We start from the raw sequence: 18522 nt of genomic DNA, 5'->3' as shown, positions 1-18522 counted from the left end.
TTTTTAAAGTGGTCAACATCTAACTTTTAGAAACAAAATAAAAAAATCATTTTTTTAAATTTGATAAGTAGAATTTGCATTCAGACTATCGACTTTTGACTTTCAAACCAAAGTAAAGATGTTAATAAAAAAGTTTCCAAACTAGAATAGTTTACGATATATTTGTAAAATGTATCGTATTTCGGATTTAGAGAAATACCTTAAAAAATAAAACAAAACAGATGAAATTTATAGTATCGAGTTCGTACTTATTGAAACAATTACAAGTTTTAGGAAACGTTATCAACAGTAGCAATACTTTACCTATTTTAGATAACTTTTTATTTGATTTAGACCATAGTGTATTGACCGTTTCTGCTTCTGATTTAGAGACCACAATGTCTGCCACTTTAGGAATTGATTCTGAAAGTAAAGGAAGCGTTGCTGTTCCTGCAAAATTGCTTTTGGAAATCCTTAAAACATTCCCGGAACAACCTTTAACTTTTACGGTTGAAGAAAACAGTACGATTGAAATCAGTTCTAATTCTGGAAAATATGCTTTGGCGTATGCTCCTGGAGACGAATTTCCAAAATCAGTTAACTTAGACGATCCATCTGTAACCCTCGTTCCTGCTGATGTTTTGGCAACAGCCATAAGCAAAACCATATTTGCTGCCGGAAATGATGATTTACGACCAGTTATGTCTGGAGTATTCTTTCAATTTTCGCCACAAGGATTAACCTTTGTAGCGACAGATGCACACAAATTAGTAAAATATGCACGTACTGATGTAACGGCTTCTCAAGTAGCTGATTTTATTATGCCAAAGAAACCTTTGAACATCTTAAAAAATATTCTGGGTACTTCGGATGCAGAAATAAAAATTGAATATAACGATTCTAATGCTACTTTTTCTTTTGATAATTATGTTTTAATGTGTCGTTTGATTGATGGAAAATATCCAAATTACGAAGCAGTAATTCCAAAAGAAAATCCAAATAAATTAATGATTGACCGTTCTCAATTTTTGAGTTCAGTACGTCGTGTTGCCATCTTTTCGAACAAAACCACACACCAAATCCGTTTGAAAATTGCTGGTGCTGAATTGAATGTTTCTGCTGAAGATATTGATTATTCTAACAAAGCCGAAGAAAGATTGACTTGTGATTACCAAGGTGATGATATGCAAATAGGATACAATTCTCGTTTCTTAACAGAGATGTTAACTAACCTACAATCGGATATGATTATGCTTGAAATGTCATTACCAAATAGAGCCGGAATCCTTACTCCTGTTGATGGATTAGAAGAAGGTGAAACGGTTACGATGCTTGTTATGCCTGTAATGCTAAACAGCTAGTTCAGTTTAAAATACGCTATTAACCAAACCATTTTATATTTAAAAAACCGTCTCGTTTAATTACGAGACGGTTTTTTGCTTTTATTCATTTCTCTTTTATTTCTCAAACGAGTGAGAAATCTCTTTAGTATTCCGTTTAATTGATTACAACTATGGCTCATGTTAGTGGGTTTGCTTCGTTCCTCGCAAAGACAAACTTGGTAATAACTGTCAATCATACCACTTTTATCCAGTAAACTAAAATGGATGTCGGTATAAAATACGGACTCTCATTTCTTAATACTTAATTCTTATATCTTAATACTCCCATCAAATCACTCCCATTTTTTTCATTAGGAAAGTAGCGCTCCTATTTTTACAAATTCCATCCCGTAATTTGTAATCAAAGTGGAGATCATTATTGACAATTTCAACTTCAAAACATTTATTAGTTAATATATTTGGATATTCATTGGTAGTTAAACAAACTTCGATATCGTGAGTTGCTATGGCTCCAATGGCTTTCTTACCAATCACTTTTTTCACTACTTCAATAGTTCCATTTCGTTTATCATCTGAATTGGTTCCGCGTAATATTTCGTCTAATAATACAAACGCAGGTCTGTTTTCGAGTTCGTCCATAATTTGCTTTAAGCGTTTAATTTCAGCAAAAAAGTAGGACTCACTGTCTGAAAGGGAATCTGATAATCGCATGGAAACCAAAACAGGCAACGGATGCACATTAGCTTGGCTTGCACAAACAGATGAACCTATTCCTGATAAAACCATATTGATTCCCAAACTTCTTAGAAAAGTACTCTTTCCAGACATATTAGAACCTGTTAGAATCATAAACGATCCGGGATGAAATTGCACATCATTCCCTATTCTGGTTTTATCATTTAGTAAAGGATGGCTTAAATCTGTAAAATCAACCTCAAAATTTTCATTTAAAGTGGGGAATACAAAGTCTGGGTTGTTGTAGGACATATTAGCCAAACTATTCAACATTTCAAGTTCACCTATCACTTCGAGCCATTCTTCCAGTGCTTCTGCATGATCGTTTTTCCATTGAATTAAGGATTGTAGCACATGCAAATTAAAAAGAAACGTACCGTTAAAAACGATAGCTGTCACAAAATTAGAAATACTGTCCATTTTTGAAAATAAACCAGCTAATTGTTTCAAATGAACACTAGCCTTTTCATTTTTGAATACTAGTTTTTGTTGCAATTCGGTTAATTTTTCAGACTTAAAAGTTTCTTCTTCAATCTTTTGCAACAACAAACTGTATTGGTGAATGGTTTTATCAATATTAGTAGAATTTGCAATTTCGCTCTGAATGCGTTTCATAAACCGACCTAAAATGACCAAGTGAAACACAAAAAAGTACGACAAAACAGAAACAAAAAGAATATTAGATGTGACCGCATAAGCTATCAAAAATCCTAGAAAAAGAAGTGGAGAGAAGTAAGAAATAAAAACACTAATTTTAGATAATGGCGTGCTATTAAATGTACTCCATTTGAGTAGCGTCTCATAATTTGATTGATTGTCATTGCTTATTTTGGCAAAAGCCAGAAACTCTTGACGCCAATCTAATTTATCAGATAATTCTTTGACTGCTTGCTGATTTCTTGTGATTTCGTTATTTGGCAGAATTGACAACAATTGATTTGCGAATGTTTTTTTACCAATAAAAGTAGCCGTTCGATTCAAGTTTTGGAACAAGGAATGTTCTCCAAAAATATCTAGATCATACGCATAAGGATGATTAAAATCGTTGAATTCTTGTCCGTTGTCAAAAGGTGTTTTATTTCTTTTTAGGTATTCAATTTCATTTTCATTAATATTCAATAAGGCTTGATTGACTTGCTTTTTAAAAACTAATATAGAATGAATACGCATCAATAGCACAAAAGCAACAAAGAGAACTATCGAAGCAACTGCTAAAATAATTGCACTACTTTTAATGTAATAATAAACAGAAATTAAAAAAAGTACAATAGTAAGAAGTCTCAAAACACTTATACTATTGTACTTTTTATTGATGGCAGTTAACGTCGTTGAAAAGCGAATCTTTTTTGCTTTGTATATTTCCATAATTAAATTAATGATATGCAAATATAACGAAATAGATCTGCTGTGAAGTCTAAATTAAAAGGCAATGGCAATGCCAAACTAAATAGTATTCAAAACTTCAACTAAAATTGTGACTGCATCAATCCATGTGTATTGCTAAAATAGGAATGTCAAAATTATTCGCTATTTTTTTTGTCAAACTAGGTTTGAATATCCCTTCAAAAAAACCTCTTTTATAGGTTAGCATAGACAATATATCAATTTCCTTGTATAGAATAAAATCTAAAATAGTCTCCTTTACTTCATCACTAGTAATCACAAAAAACGCTACAGGTTCATTCATAAATTCTTTTTCCCAATGAGCTACAGTATCCTTGGAAACATCAGAATCACTTGTTTTTACGTATAAACATTTGACTTTTGCTTTTGTTTTTTTGGCAATATCTAGTACCATATTTAGGGCTTTTTTGTCTTTAGGCCTAAAGCGTGTTGTAAAACCAATAATTTCAATTTTTTTGAACTTTGCTTCAATCGGTATACACAGCATTGGAGTTTCAATTCCAGTAATAACAGATCCTGTATTTGAACCTACAAAAAATGCATCCCAACCCGTGGCTCCTGACGTACCCATGATTACAAAATCTATTTTATCTTCTTTAATACATTTTTTAATATTATGAAGCAAATCCCCATCCATAAGTCTATGCGTCATTTTAATTTTATCCAAATGACGTTCTTCGGCTAACGCACGAAGTTTTGGAATTTCATCTTTGAACATGCCAAATTGTGCTAGCTCTACCGAATTGTAAATGACTGCATAATTTTCAGGAAAAAACTGATTATCATAAATTGGTAGTTCAAAGGTGTGCAATAAAACAATTTCACCATGAACTTTTTTTGCAAATTCCAAAGCATGTATAAAGGCATTTTCAGCCACTTCAGAAAAATCGGTTGGAAATAAAATTTTTTTCATTTGTAGTTTAGTTTAAAATAGTTCATTTATTATGCTAAGCTGTTGTTTGCTTTTTTATAGAAAAAATGATGCTATTATGTGACAATAATTTTATTAGTGAATACCCAGAATAGGGACATTAATATGAAATGCCAATTTTTTAGCAAGACTGATTTCAAATAATTTTTCAAAGAAATTACGATGGTATACATGCATTGCAATCAAATTAATTTTGTGCAAAGCAATAAAATTTAAGATTATACCTTCTACATCGTCCCCTTCAATTGAATGAAAAACGACTTCTTTATGCTCCATCAGTACCTTCCAATCTGACCTGCAGTCATTTAGAATTCCCCCTTGTGAGGTCCCGACACGCAAACAATCAATAGGAGCTTTAAAAATATCAGACAAAGACAAAACCGTACTAAAAGTGGCAGTATCCTCTGACTTATATTCCGTCAGGAAAAGCATTTTATTTATTGGCTGATACAGGCAATGTTCAGGGATAATTAAAACTAATGCATTTACGTCATTCATCACTTTGGTTGCTACTGTACCAAAAAAAGTTTCTTTCAGTCCAGTTGCCCCTTTAGTTCCCATAACGACAAAGTCAAAATTTTCATTTTCGGTAATTTTTTTTATTTCTGGAACCAAATTTCCTAAAATAAGCGCATGACTTATTTTGATATGTCCTAAATTATTTGCTTCCGCAATTTTTCTTAAAACAGGAACTTCATCTTTATAATTCTCAAAATTACTAAGTTCTGTTACATCATAAATTTCATGTAAATACTCCGAAACATTAACATAATTGGCTTGCGGCAATTGGTAAACATGCATTGTAACTATTTCAGCATTAATGGATTCAGCTAATTGCAAAGCATAAATAAATGCATTTTTAGATACATCTGAAAAGTCGGTAGGAAATAGAATTTTTTTCATAAAAATGTTAAATTATTGCAAATCAATTATTTATATAAATTTACAAAACAAAAAACAAAATAGAATGATAATTATCAGTTTGGCTAATTTTTAACAAAAAATAAAGTTAATGGTTTAATAAGCGTGTCTTGTAGCCATGTCAATTTTACTTACTTTTGCATTAAATTGAATTTAAATATGATACCTCACGATTCCATAGTGGCACTAGCAACTCCTTCGGGAGCAGGTGCTATAGCTGTAATTCGGATTTCCGGCCAAGATGCCATAACTATCGGAAATTCTGTTTTTAAGTCCATCAAAAACAAAGAATTAACCACCCAAAAAACGCATACGTTACATTTAGGACATATTATGGATGATTCTAAAACTTTAGATGAAGTTCTGGTGTCCATTTTTAAAGGACCAAATTCATACACCGGCGAAAATACGATTGAAATTTCGTGCCACGGCTCTCCTTATATACAGCAGCAAATTATTCAGTTATTGCTGCGAAAAGGCTGTCGTATGGCAGATCCTGGCGAATTTACGTTGAGAGCATTTTTAAACGGAAAGCTTGATTTGTCCCAAGCAGAAGCCGTTGCCGATTTAATTTCATCCGATAATGAAGCGTCACACCAAATTGCAATGCAGCAAATGCGTGGTGGTTTTTCTAATGAAATAGCTAAACTAAGAGAAGAACTCTTGAATTTTGCCTCTTTGATTGAACTCGAATTGGACTTTGCCGAAGAAGATGTAGAATTTGCTGACAGAACACAATTTCATGAATTATTAAACAGAATCGAATTTGTTCTTAAACGATTAATCGATTCGTTTGCCGTTGGAAATGTTATTAAAAACGGAATACCAGTGGCTATTGTGGGTGAACCAAACGTAGGAAAATCGACCCTTTTGAATGCTTTATTGAATGAAGAACGCGCCATAGTTTCAGAAATTGCGGGAACAACCCGTGATACTATCGAAGATGAATTAGTGATTGGCGGAATCGGATTTCGATTCATCGATACGGCTGGAATACGGGAGACAGAAGATGTTGTGGAAAGTATTGGGATTCGGAAGACTTTTGAAAAAATTGAACAAGCACAAGTAGTTTTATATTTGTTTGATAGTTTAAAGTTTAAAGTTCAAAGTTCAGAATACATTAACGAGATTGAAAAAATTAAGAACCAATTTCCGTTGAAACCTTTGGTTGTTGTCATCAATAAACTCGATTTACTGTCCGATCTTGAGATTACTACTATTCAAAAAGAACTTGAAACATTAAACATTAAACTCATTTTCCTAAGTGCTAAAGAAAACATTGGCGTTGATGAATTGAAGAACCAATTGCTCTCCTTTGTAAATACAGGAGCATTACGAAATAACGAAACAATAGTCACCAATACAAGACATTATGACTCTTTACTAAAAGCATTAGATGAAATACAAAAAGTAAAATTTGGTCTTGAAACTAATCTTTCTAGTGACTTGATGGCACTGGATATTAAGGAAGCTTTGTATCAGTTTGGAACCATTACAGGACAGGTATCAAATGACGAATTATTAGGGAATATTTTTGCGAATTTTTGTATCGGAAAATAGGTTTCACAAAACATCACAAAATAAAACAAAGAATCCCAGTTAAAATGTCATAAAAAGGCATTTTAACTGGGATTCTTCTTTCTGTTTATTTAGCTTTATTTGCAGATAGTTTGTTCCTTTTTTGTACCATTATTGTACCACGAAAATAATTTTCCTTATTGGATTTTTCTTTGGCGAAATTATGACACACAGAGAGACACATAGACACAATGGGACACAAAATTAGTCACATTATGAGTTCTAACATTGAGGTTATCAGAATTTGTGAGCACTGCAAAAAACAGTTCACAGCCAGAACAACGCGTACACGGTATTGTTCGCACATTTGCAACAGCCGTGGTTATAAATCACTGGTGCGCAAAGGAAAAGTAGAAAAAAGCAATAACGAGATCGTTCAGCTTTTAAACACAGATTTGGAAAAAATAAAGCCACTTGAGTTTTTAAAAATTACTCAGGCAACCCTTCTTTTTGGAATCAGCAGAAGTACGCTTTACAGGTTAGTTAACAATGGACATCTGGACATTGCAAAGTTTGGCAAACGAACTGTTATCCGCAGATGCGATCTTGAAGCTTTTTTTGCAATTCCTGTACAGGATGTAACCTTGAAAACTGGACAGCAATTTCCTGGTTTTGACAATTGCTATACTATAACGGAAATTCAGCAGAAGTATAATATTTCTTCAGGAGCGCTCTATCTATTGATTCAACGGCAGGGTATAGTAAAATATTCCGTTGGAAAATTCACCTGTGTAGCCAAACAGGATATTGATATAATTTTTAATGCTGTAGGAAGATGAAAAATATAAATGTTACGCTAAGAAAGAGGAAACTGCCAAGTGGTAAGATTACACTATATCTTGATTTTTTCCCTCCGGTATACAATCCTAAGACCCATAAACTTTACCGTAGGGAGTATTTAAGTTTATACCTCGTTCCTAAACCAAAAAATAATGTTGACAAGACTATGAATTCTGAGAATCTATATAAAGCTGAAATTATCTGTGCAAATAGGTTTAATGAAGTAAATAAGCCGCAGATCTACAATCCTTTTGAGCTGCAGCAACTTCGTCTTAAAGAGATTGGCGAAAAATCATTTCTGCAGTATCTCAAGCTTGTTGCAGAGCATAAAACGGGCAATAACGGTGATATCTGGACTTATGCCATTATCCACTTTGAAAATTTTCTTAAGAATGAGGATATACTGATACAGGATATCGATGTGACTGTTATAGAAGATTTTAGGGAGTATCTCTTAAAGGCAAAATGTATCAGGAAAAAGGGTAAGTTTTTAGCTCAGAATACAGCTTTAACTTATTTCAATAAGATCAAAGCTACTCTTCGAAAAGCATACAAAAAAGGATTACTGCAGACCGATGTCAATGCTGCAATTGGAAGCATAAAGGAACAAGAGTCTCAAAGGAATTTTCTAACCATGGAAGAAGCTGTAAGGTTATTTAAAACCCCTTGTAAAAAAGAAATTGTCAAACGTGTCAGTCTTTTTTCTCTGCTCACAGGCATGCGCTATTCCGATATATCAAAACTTACATGGGAAGAAGTACAATACAGCAAACAGGAAGGGTATTATATAAGATTTAAACAGCAGAAAACTGATAAGCCAGTTACCCTACCTATTTCTGAGGAAGCGCTTGAATTCTTAGGTGAACAAAGAATGGAGTATGGGAAAATCTTTTTAAATTTAAAAAAATGGGATTTTGACCGTTTGATACCCATTTGGATTAAAGATGCAGCTATTGAGAAACATATCACTTTTCACTGCTTTCGCCATACCTATGCAACATTACAGATGGCGGCAGGTACCGACATTTTCACTGTGTCTAAAATGCTGGGACACAAGAACATAAAGACCACACAGATATATACGAAAATCATCGACGAGAAAAAAAGGGAAACAACTAATAAAATTTCATTTAAATAACATTTTTAATACTGGTTAAAAAAGAAAAATGAAATCTCGGCTTTTGCTTTAATTTTTTTTTGGTACTTTAAGGTCGAAGGTACATCATTTTATTGCAGATTTTCTCAAAAACGGACAAAATGTAGATCTCAATATAGAATTGATTGAAGTGAACACATGTGGTGGTGTTTTTTTTTCAAAAGCAAGCATTTGTCAATTGTATCATATGGAAAATTTTACCATCTGTCCAGCCACAACGAAATGGGCACCAGTCAACAAGAAGACAAAAAGGATTAATTGAAACACATTGGAGCAGAAACACTTGATGAATATAGTACTTCAGGTAAATTAAAAAAAGGTGATTTCAGGATAAGACAAAAAAACAGAACATTGCTGTTCGGCTTTTTTTCGGTGTGGCAGGATTATCTGCTATCTTTTTAATTTATTGATTTTATTGGTATCTTCAAGCACTCTTCCAAAAAGGGTAACCTAATAGATCTCATTTATAACAACTTACCTTATAGCCCTTTGAATCTTTGATCAATTTGATCTTAAGTCAGTAAAGTATTTGTATAAATGTAAATGTATGAAAATTGTTCCTGAGATACAACTATATACATTGTGTCGTGAAATTTATTAGTGTTGGACTTTCCTATAACCATAAACCCGTCCAAAAAAATATCGAGTTTTTTTTGAAGATTTGGAGCTATACCAGAGAAACCACTAAGGATTGAGGTTTAAGCCGGTTAAACGTTAAAATTTGAATAGGTTAGCTATATTTGTCTACCAATAAATGATTTATTTCAAATTAATATTACCATGAGAAACGCTTTCTACGGTTACTCTTTCCAAAAACTTGTTACATCGTTGATGCTGACAATAATGGATGTAGAAAGGACCATTGAATCCATAGAGATTGAAGCCTTGGTAGATCATAAATTTGACGATATCAGGGTGATTAGCAACGACAAGGAGTATTTTTTTCAGATAAAAGATTTCGCTTCCATCTCACTAAACGAGATCGTTGTGTCCGAAACCGAAATCATTATTGCAGGAAATCTTCACAAATTGTCAAACGAAACAAATGTTTTATTTTTCAACAGGCTCGAGATTACACCCGATTGCGAAATATTAGGTATACCTGCACTCCGACTGGGAAATATCTATATAATATCACAATCAGGACAAGAGATAGATCAGAGAATAGAAGAGCTTTATAAAACAGACCACCTTAGAAAATACATCATCGATCAGTTTTTTAGTGGATGTCTCGACAAACGAAATCTGCTGATAAAAATAAGTGATTTACCATCTTTGAATATCTTCAAAACCTTTTTGATAGAACCTACTGTCAACGTAACAAGGAAATTGCTTGACGTTGAAAATATATTGCTCATTGAAGGCAAGCCAGGTGTAGGAAAAAGCCATCTAGTGGTAAATCTGGAAAATCAATATAAAAATAACGTAGTTTACCGTTTCTGGGTTTCCAATCAGGATAATGATTATAACGAGCGACTGAAGTACAACAACTTCATTCAGGATTTCTCAAAAAAGCTGTTTCGCAACCTGAAACCATATACCGAAGTACAGATTATAGCAAAATTGAGGGAACGTGAAAAGACGGTTATAATAGATGGCCTTGACCATGTCGAAAACTATAATCCAAATGACCTGGAAAAATACGTTGCCTTTATTAATAATCTGAAGGAGCATTGTAAGGTAATTGTATTGAGCCGTCCATTGCAACGCTTATTACCTTGGAAAAAGCAATTGTTAGGAAATTGGAATCATGGACAGACAAAAATAGTTTTAAATGAGCTTTACCATATTCAGGATTACAAAATTATTCAAAAAATTTTTACAATAACCGACGGTTATCCAATACTGGTAAGATATATTGCAGAACAATATAGGATTGAAGGCATTGTACCCGACTTCGAAGCATTTGATAGCATTGACAAGTACTACGAGAAAATAATCGAAGGCGAAAAAGGAAAACAGGCACTAGCACTATTTCTTTGTGTTCGATCATACCTTATGCAATCTGAAATTGATTTATTCCTTGATACATATGGTGCGATGTTCGTGAAACAATTTGTCTCAGAACATCCATATCTTTTTGAGTTGCGTCTTAACAGGATTTCGATGTTTCACGATAGTTTTATTACATTCCTACGCAAACGGAACACCGACTACAAAATTGTATCAGCTAAGGTCAATGCTGTTGTATACGCATCGATAATGAATATAGAGAAGCGATTTCAATCACGATTTTCTTATTTTGATCATTCAAAGGAAGAAAAACAAAGCATTATAAGAAAGTACGCTTCAATCGTAGAGTTTAAGAAATTGATAGAAGGCGTTATCGACTTCGAGGCAGTAAGAGATTTCTATTTCCAGATTCGCGAAACACTTTCCACGATGGAAGCCGAAGTTCTGGAAATCAGGCAATATTATGATTTATCGCTGATATTAAATATGGTTTCTCGTGATCATATATCAACACTCAACGGATTTCACTTTATCTATTGCAGATCATTACTTTTTAATGGTTATACTATTGAAGACATTACAAGTACCCGTTATCTGTTCGGAATGTTTTACTATTTAGAAACAAACGATGGGTCCCTTCTTTTGAATACTACAAGCGATGACAACTATGAAACACGTCGATTCTTTAGCGAATTACAAAATGATGTACAGGAAGAAATAGAATTCTTTGAAAAGCATCAAAAACCGCTTTCAATTTCTAAAATCTGTTCACTCTTGAATGACAGCTCAAACATGCATTTTAGGGAAATTGTTACCTATATTCTTGAAGATCTGTTTATACATACAGAGAATAGGAAAACTTATAAGATTTGGTATAGAGGAATAAGTGAATACATGAAAGGCAATGAATGGAAAGCTCTTACTATTCTAGAGGAGATCACATACGATCTGGGTATCGATCAATACTCGCTATCTTACATATTAAAACAGGCGCGAGAATATCTTTTGGCGATTGGAAAGCTACCCAAGGAAAATGATTTTTTGAATTTGTCGCTAAAACAGTATATCGTTAACCATAGAAATGATACGAGTTTCACCATGTGGGTAGACATACTAAGTTATCTGCGATTAGCACTTCATCAGGGCCGTAAGATAGACCTGAAGTCAATTTCATTGTTTTGGACCAAATACTATGCGCGTAAAGACCATTCTCTATATGCGTTGGACACAGCACTGCCGATATTTGAAAAATTAGGGTTTATAGAAATGTATGATTCTGTTAGTCTGATTAATAAAATTCAGGTAATGTCTGAGAAGGGATATCGTGGTCTTCTGGCAGACTATATAATGCAGCGTCCTCCCGAATTTATGGCTTCAATTTTCAATGATTTCCATACAGATAATTTAAACGTTTCATGGTTTCTGTTAGACACAGAATATATAAATGTCCTTCCTGATCGCGTTTATAATATTGAGTTGAGAAATCAAATAAGATACCATCGCACAGATAATAACATTCCGTATGACGAGGTGGAAAATCTGCTCGATTCAAACAGAATGGATAAGTTTCGTGAGGATTTGGCTTTTCATAGGTATAGTATTTCAATTAAAGACAAAAGACCAGAAATTAACAAGCTGAAGGCATTGAGGATTCCTTATAAGACATTTAAGGAAAAAGAGTATGAAAGTAGCTCTACACCGCTTTCTTATTTTGAACAGGGAATTTTGGACAGTTCAAACAAGCATCTTATTATAGAAAATAGACTTAATCCATCTGAAGTTGCTGCTTTCGGCGATGGTTATTATGCTGCTTTATCTGATATCGACATCTATAAAGTATTTTCAAAAGAGGAAATGAGGGCAAACATGCAGGGAATATTGTTCAATGCAATTACTTCCCGCTTAAGGACGATAGACCATTTCCATTCACTGTGGCCGCTCCCAGGAAATGTGATAAAGCTTTTTTATTCAAATGAAGTGGTTGATGATTTTGAGGAATATTTTAAGAGTTTTATAGCCTATTTAGATCTTTCAATGTTTGATTTAAAGAATAATATTGGAGATCCATATTAGATAGTTGCATATTTGCTACCTTCGGTTAATTTTGGCTAACAGATTTTAATACAATGATAAACATAAAGCAACTACTTGAATTTAAAGATCTCTTTCCAGATGAACAAGTGGAACCTATAATAAAGTATTTAAGCAAAGTCTCGAGAGAATCTTTATTAAGATCCATTGGCTTTTTTAATACAAGACCTATCCCTAACTATGATAATTTTTTTAGTAACCCAGAGATACATGACGAAGTAACCCAGAGAGTCGATAAATATTTATTTGATAGACAAATCACATCCAAGCCACAAGTAGTCAGTGGGCAAACGGCATTAAAATTCGCGGAAGCAGTTTTGTCGAATTCCCAGGAATTACTAGAAAATAATACAAATGATTCTCCCGATGATGATGAAATGAATTTGTTTAAGGCATTTTTATGCATTAATACTGAACTTATAAATAATCAAGTGCTGGATAATGTAAATGAAGATGATTTTGAAAAGATTATTGATTTTAGCATAGTATTTACTTTTCCATTTGCAGATCTTGGTATTTCTGAAAATGACAACATTGAATTTTTGCATTTGCTTTATGCCACTTTTTATAAGGTAGAAGCATTATTAGGATTTCTGAATTCTAAGCCTAACTATTTAAATCTTAAAGATGAATTCCTTAGATCCTTTAACGTTTCGACTGAACACGAATTTGTAGCCCAGATGACATTTCTTTTTGGGAAATTACTGCAATTAAAAGGAACTAACAGTTATCTATGGGAGGTTGATGATAAGGATGCGAAGGCATTTTTAGATTCAATGGTATCCGACGATATAGCTCCCGACGAAGATTTTACAAATATCAAAAATAATCCGATATATAAAATTGAGGATAATCTATATTCAATTGTCCATTACTTTTTTGTAATTGATAAGTTTTACAAAAGTGCTAAGTTTAAAATCAAAGAACTTTATGAGAAGGATGACGTTTTAAAAGCTTCGCATGGTAATTTCTTCAGCTTTTTCAATAGCGAATTTTCTGAAAACTTTCTTATGAAAAACCTACTTGACGAGATATTTGCAAAAAAATATTTTATAAAGAAGCCCGAGAGGGAAAAGGAACTTTCAGGAGAACCTGATTATTACGTTAGACATAATAATGAAGTATTTGTATTTGAAAATAAAGATGTATTGATTGCTAAGGAAATTAAAGCATCAGCTGATATCGAGCAGATTAATGCTGTTTTAAAAACAAAATTTTTGATCGATGGAAAAAAGAAAGTAGGGATTGGACAACTAGTTACTACTATTGAAGAAATTGGCAGCAAGAAATTTAGGTTTGATGATTATGTAAATTCTAAGAACTCACTTACGGTCTATCCCGTTCTTCTTGTACATGACAGAATATTCCAGACACTGGGTATTAATTACAGACTTAATCAATGGTTTAAGGAGCAGTCGATTAAAAGGCTCGGCGATCTAAATAAAAATTTCAACATTAAGGGCCTTACTGTTATAGACATAGATTCACTAATACTTTGGCTTCCTTACTTCCAAGTCAAAGACAAGAATTTTAAGGAAGTGCTCAATTTTCATTTGGAAAAAATGAATAAAACCATGAAAGTCAACACTGCGCCCAATCAAGAAATACTCTTCTATAGAGCGAATCAGAATATTACTGAACAGTTATCGCCAATTTCAAGAAGAAAAATACCTTATAATATCGACTTGGAAAGGCTTATGGATAGGTTTAAAATTGTAATAAAAGATGAATAGGGCTAAAATTATTCTTAGAGTAATTTTTGAAGGATTCAATACAAAAAATCGAAATTATAACAACTGCATCTTAATGATAGATGAAACCGATTTTTCACGGTTAAAGCTTTATGAGATCATTTCCAGTAAAGGGTATATTGTTTGTTCCGAAATAAAAATTGATAAGCTTATCCGTTCACTTTGCGAAGATGTAGGCGGAGACTTATGGAAAGCTTATATTACGGCTGAACATGATGGCTATTCTTTCACAAGTTTTTCTGAAGCTAGCTTTTCAAATCCCTATTACTATAATATTCCTCGATTTAATGAGTCAAATTTTGAAACTATTATTTGTCAGCTAGGGGGTAGGAAAATTCCAGAAACCGCAACTATGACTCCAGATTTTATGATCGTAGATATAGTTATAGAATTGAAAGATCTTCAAAAAGAGAGCTTATATAATGAGGACAGGCGCAATACAATTACGAAGATATTTGAAGCAGATAATGGTTTTTCTGTTAATATCAATTTTTCTGCAGCATCGGGCGAAGTTAAGGCAGCATATAAACGTGTTATAGCAAATTCAATAAAAAATGCTATAGCAAAAGCCTCAAAGCAGATTAAACAATTCAGTAATTCAAATTCAATCAATACCGCCGGCGTGTTCTTAATTAACACTGGATATTTTAGTCTTGACCACCAGCTTTTCAAAACTATTGTGGAGGAAATAATTGCGCGAGATACGACGACCATTAAATTTGTATATATTTTTACACAAAGCGTATTTCATAATGCTGTCGGAGATTTAAGGGCAGATTACAAACAAGATTGTATTGGTGAGCTTCCTAGTGAACTGAATGGCATATATGAAGCGTGCAAAACTCTAATTGATAAAAAAATGTCTTCTGTCTTTCGACCTGATAATGGCGAGAGATCTTTTGTAGCACCACAGTATCCGATTTCCTTTTTTGGAGATAATAAAATATTTTACTGGAAACCAGAACGCATTGAGCCTTCGATAAATTTTTAAGAAATCCAACTCCATTCATTACGCTAAGCTGAGGTCTGGCCAAATATTCTATTTGTAAGTACTTTTTGAACTTGGGCTAGTTCGATTGCCTGGTATCACTACCGAGATTATATAATCTGGGAAGGATACTTCCTGACCTGTAGATGGCCGCAAATGATGAATTTTAAACCAATCTTTGAAATTAGCCATTGGTTCTTTACTCTTGTCGCTCATTTCCAACAAGACAAAAATACCCAATTGATCATATCCTGCTGTATAAGTTTGTGCTTGGGCAATGTAATTTTCTTCGAGCATATCTTTATCAGGACGCGACAATGATTTTTTTAATTCGATAGGTACGGTTAGAATATCTTTCTTATACACTATATCGACACGTCCGCCATCCACAAACTTAGACTTCTCATGTTCAAATCCATCTGCAATATTAGAATGTTCAAAATATAAAATCATACTATCCTGCAAATCCTGCTCACTAGCTTTGGTGCCTTTTCCTTTTGCAGATGTACTGTATAGAAAGGGAAATCGTTTCTTTTCATTTCCAACAAATGTAGCTTGGCAATAACGAATAACTTCCTCAAGTACAGCCGAAAATGTTTTCCTTTTTTCTTTGGAATATTTAGGAAGCACCGTATCAATTTCTCTCATCAACACGTTAAATATCTCTTCTCCTGCCAAACTGCCTGTGCGTATTGACAAGTTACTATTGTAGTTATTCTTTATAAACTGCCCAATTGCTTTTGCAAAAGACAGTTCCTTCTTCTGAATTTTATTATAGATTTCAAGGCCTCCTTCAGCACCCATAAATACGACTAACATTGCCAATACTTCATTATCATCTATTGTTCCATTATCTTGATCTGGCAAAGACTGAAGTATTGAATCTATAAAATCAGCCAATCTTTTATCACTTTGAGAATGCAGAGCAATTAGTCTCTTATGCTCCCCATAAAGATGAAAATTATAAATATTTGATTCTATTTTAGAAACTGACTCCTCAATAATTTTTTTGGTAATATTATTAAATTTTGAATTGTGCAATTTTAATTTATCTATTTCCATGCTAGCCTCTAGGATCATTTGAGTCTCGTGCCTAATATCCAGCCATTCTTGTGACCGGATTGCAATCTTATAATTTCTATTTAAAGAATCAAACATTTGAAAAATTAGATATTCAAGTTCCAGACCAGTAACATCAATTTCATACAAAGCTCTAACCTGTAAATTCTTATACAACTCAGTAATCATTGTTTCCACACCTTCTTGATCATTTGATAATAAAGCTTTTGTCAACTGGATTAATATAATGTAAAACCAGGCATCATCCCTGTTGTCCATTACATTTTCAGCTGCAAGAAAATATTTTTCAGCCTCAGAAATTGTACTAATAAAATTTGGAAAATCGTTCTTAGACGTACTAAAAAAGAAGGTTTTAATCCCTAAAAAAAGATAAGCCTGACTGGATATATCGCCATTATCATGATCGGTAAGGTCTATAACTTTATGCTCTATTTCACTTGTCAAAAGCTCAATAAAAAAAGGTAATTGCTTTAATGCAATGTCTATTAATTCATTTGTATTACTGGAGAGAAAATCAAATAAAACACCTAGAGAGGAATAGCGGTTTTTTATTATGTTAACCGCTGTCAGTTCGCATATAATCTTGCAGGCGGCTCTCTTAATATATGTGTTTTCAGTGGTATTAATTATTTCTTTTAAAAAATCTAAGACAGCAGAGCCATCTTCATTCTCCACATCCACATTGACATAGAAATTATCTAAAAAAATAATTTTTGAAAAATCAGTGCCTAAAAGTACATTTTTATCCATAGCGTTAAAAGACAAAATGATCCTCCTCTTTTATAAATGTCTTTTCATTGTCAGTAATATGGGAGAAATCTCGCAGTGCGGAACCAACAAATATTTGCAATTTATCTTTGAATCGGTCATTAATACTTTTAAAGATATCAGACAAACCCTGTAAATGCTTGGGAACCATCTCCTCACTACCTGGCGAATCAAATATCAAAAACCGCGGATGCCTTCCTAAATTATGTTCAATATCCAATTGAATCAAGCTTAAGTAAAATGCGAGCTTAACTCTTAATTTTTCGCCTTCGGTAAGATCAGTAAAACTTACTGCAATACCATGTTGTAAAAAAATTAGTTCATACTTATCCGAAATTTCTATATTATCTATGCTCAACAGGCCAAAGGCATGAACCTCATTAATGATTAATTCCTGCAGTTTACTAAGAATATCCTTATTCAGCTGTACACGCTTTTTTTCCAGACCCTTAAGCGCATAATCCAAAACATCCCGTTTTAAATTTAGATTTGCCATTTCATTGGAATCAATTTGTGATTCCTGCTTAGCGATCTCGTTAAGCTGGAATAACAATACTGCCTCTTCCTTGATAAAATTGTCCTTTTTATTTAGTAAATCCGTGAATTTCGATCTTTGTTTACCAATCGATTCAATCTCTGTTTGAATCTCTGACAATCTACGGCTGTCTGTTTCTATAGGAGTGAATACTACAGATTTTGCATATTCCTCAGCATTCTTTTTTCGCAATATTTCGATATCCTCATAACGTTTTTTAAGGGTGTTATTGCAAATTCCGGTTATATTGATCACCCCATTCCGTTTTAAAGTGAGCACCTGATTCCATTTCAAAATGACCACCTAATTCCGGAGCAAAATGACCACCTCCGTTTTGATTAAAAACTATATTTTTTCATCTGTTAATTAGTATTCAAATATAATAAAATATCACTCTTTGTTTATTCCTCTTTTCTTTCTCATGGATTCGCCATGTAATTCAAGCCTGTGAGATTGGTGTATAAGTCTGTCTAATATTGCATCGGCTATCGTTTTTTCTCCAATTATGTCATACCAGCCTTGGACTGGG

Annotated in this window: 13 protein-coding genes; 7 read left to right on the top strand and 6 right to left on the bottom strand. The window is 33.2% G+C overall.

The features are described 5' to 3' along the window. The first annotated feature begins 221 nt into the window (after positions 1-221). A complete protein-coding gene (gene dnaN / locus E0F91_RS16665; protein ID WP_132067516.1) occupies positions 222-1340 on the top strand; it encodes a DNA polymerase III subunit beta in 1119 nt (372 codons plus the stop codon). A 309-nt stretch (positions 1341-1649) separates the two neighbouring features. Here dnaN and E0F91_RS16660 read toward each other — a convergent pair whose 3' ends face one another. The 3 genes from E0F91_RS16660 to E0F91_RS16650 form a co-directional block, all read right to left on the bottom strand. After that, positions 1650-3422, bottom strand: a complete 1773-nt coding sequence (locus E0F91_RS16660) for a MutS-related protein (RefSeq protein ID WP_132067515.1) — start codon at positions 3420-3422, stop codon at positions 1650-1652. A gap of 118 nt (positions 3423-3540) precedes the next feature. Next, positions 3541-4374 (bottom strand): universal stress protein, encoded by an 834-nt coding sequence (locus tag E0F91_RS16655; RefSeq protein WP_132067514.1) that lies wholly within the window; start codon positions 4372-4374, stop codon positions 3541-3543. Positions 4375-4467: 93 nt separating this feature from the next. Further along, complete coding sequence (locus E0F91_RS16650) at positions 4468-5295, bottom strand: universal stress protein (RefSeq protein WP_132067513.1); 828 nt, start codon at positions 5293-5295, stop codon at positions 4468-4470. A gap of 177 nt (positions 5296-5472) precedes the next feature. On the opposite strand from E0F91_RS16650, the gene mnmE reads away from it, so the two are divergent. The 6 genes from mnmE (at position 5473) to E0F91_RS16620 (ending at position 15613) form a co-directional block, all read left to right on the top strand. Next, positions 5473-6873: a tRNA uridine-5-carboxymethylaminomethyl(34) synthesis GTPase MnmE gene (gene mnmE / locus E0F91_RS16645; RefSeq protein WP_132067512.1), complete on the top strand. Its 1401-nt coding sequence runs from the start codon at positions 5473-5475 to the stop codon at positions 6871-6873. A gap of 233 nt (positions 6874-7106) precedes the next feature. Continuing rightward, positions 7107-7670, top strand: a complete 564-nt coding sequence (locus E0F91_RS16640) for a helix-turn-helix domain-containing protein (RefSeq protein WP_243698925.1) — start codon at positions 7107-7109, stop codon at positions 7668-7670. Then, positions 7667-8809: a tyrosine-type recombinase/integrase gene (locus tag E0F91_RS16635; RefSeq protein WP_086454347.1), complete on the top strand. Its 1143-nt coding sequence runs from the start codon at positions 7667-7669 to the stop codon at positions 8807-8809. The genes E0F91_RS16640 and E0F91_RS16635 overlap by 4 nt, the downstream gene beginning before the upstream one ends. Positions 8810-9607: 798 nt before the next feature. Further along, entirely contained in the window at positions 9608-12853 is a 3246-nt protein-coding gene (locus tag E0F91_RS16630; protein WP_086454348.1) for an AAA family ATPase, read from the top strand. A 53-nt stretch (positions 12854-12906) separates the two neighbouring features. Further along, positions 12907-14604: a hypothetical protein gene (locus E0F91_RS16625; RefSeq protein WP_132067511.1), complete on the top strand. Its 1698-nt coding sequence runs from the start codon at positions 12907-12909 to the stop codon at positions 14602-14604. Next, complete coding sequence (locus E0F91_RS16620; RefSeq protein ID WP_086452625.1) at positions 14597-15613, top strand: hypothetical protein; 1017 nt, start codon at positions 14597-14599, stop codon at positions 15611-15613. Before E0F91_RS16625 ends, E0F91_RS16620 begins: the two co-directional genes overlap by 8 nt. 48 nt (positions 15614-15661) lie before the next feature. Here E0F91_RS16620 and E0F91_RS16615 read toward each other — a convergent pair whose 3' ends face one another. From E0F91_RS16615 to E0F91_RS16605, 3 genes are all read right to left on the bottom strand, one after another. Beyond that, positions 15662-17440, bottom strand: coding sequence for a hypothetical protein (locus tag E0F91_RS16615; RefSeq protein ID WP_132067510.1), 1779 nt, complete (start codon positions 17438-17440; stop codon positions 15662-15664). Between the two features lie 4 nt (positions 17441-17444). After that, positions 17445-18248, bottom strand: coding sequence for a hypothetical protein (locus tag E0F91_RS16610; RefSeq protein ID WP_132067509.1), 804 nt, complete (start codon positions 18246-18248; stop codon positions 17445-17447). 135 nt (positions 18249-18383) lie between these two features. Further along, positions 18384-18522, bottom strand: a 139-nt coding sequence (locus tag E0F91_RS16605) for an ATP-binding protein (RefSeq protein ID WP_165930122.1), incomplete at its 5' end; no start/stop codon positions are given.

The organism is Flavobacterium sandaracinum (genome assembly GCF_004349135.1).
GTDB classification, from domain to species: Bacteria; Bacteroidota; Bacteroidia; order Flavobacteriales; family Flavobacteriaceae; genus Flavobacterium; species Flavobacterium sandaracinum.
The sequence above is the reverse complement of the archived record's forward strand: the minus strand, read 5'-3'. Positions and strand labels throughout refer to the sequence as shown.

Coding starts and splice junctions, on each gene's coding strand:
- dnaN (WP_132067516.1), top strand. CDS start 222: ATGAAATTTATAGTATCGAGTTCGTACTTATTGAAACAATTACAAGTT.
- E0F91_RS16660 (WP_132067515.1), bottom strand. CDS start 3,422: ATGGAAATATACAAAGCAAAAAAGATTCGCTTTTCAACGACGTTAACT.
- E0F91_RS16655 (WP_132067514.1), bottom strand. CDS start 4,374: ATGAAAAAAATTTTATTTCCAACCGATTTTTCTGAAGTGGCTGAAAAT.
- E0F91_RS16650 (WP_132067513.1), bottom strand. CDS start 5,295: ATGAAAAAAATTCTATTTCCTACCGACTTTTCAGATGTATCTAAAAAT.
- mnmE (WP_132067512.1), top strand. CDS start 5,473: ATGATACCTCACGATTCCATAGTGGCACTAGCAACTCCTTCGGGAGCA.
- E0F91_RS16640 (WP_243698925.1), top strand. CDS start 7,107: ATGAGTTCTAACATTGAGGTTATCAGAATTTGTGAGCACTGCAAAAAA.
- E0F91_RS16635 (WP_086454347.1), top strand. CDS start 7,667: ATGAAAAATATAAATGTTACGCTAAGAAAGAGGAAACTGCCAAGTGGT.
- E0F91_RS16630 (WP_086454348.1), top strand. CDS start 9,608: ATGAGAAACGCTTTCTACGGTTACTCTTTCCAAAAACTTGTTACATCG.
- E0F91_RS16625 (WP_132067511.1), top strand. CDS start 12,907: ATGATAAACATAAAGCAACTACTTGAATTTAAAGATCTCTTTCCAGAT.
- E0F91_RS16620 (WP_086452625.1), top strand. CDS start 14,597: ATGAATAGGGCTAAAATTATTCTTAGAGTAATTTTTGAAGGATTCAAT.
- E0F91_RS16615 (WP_132067510.1), bottom strand. CDS start 17,440: ATGGATAAAAATGTACTTTTAGGCACTGATTTTTCAAAAATTATTTTT.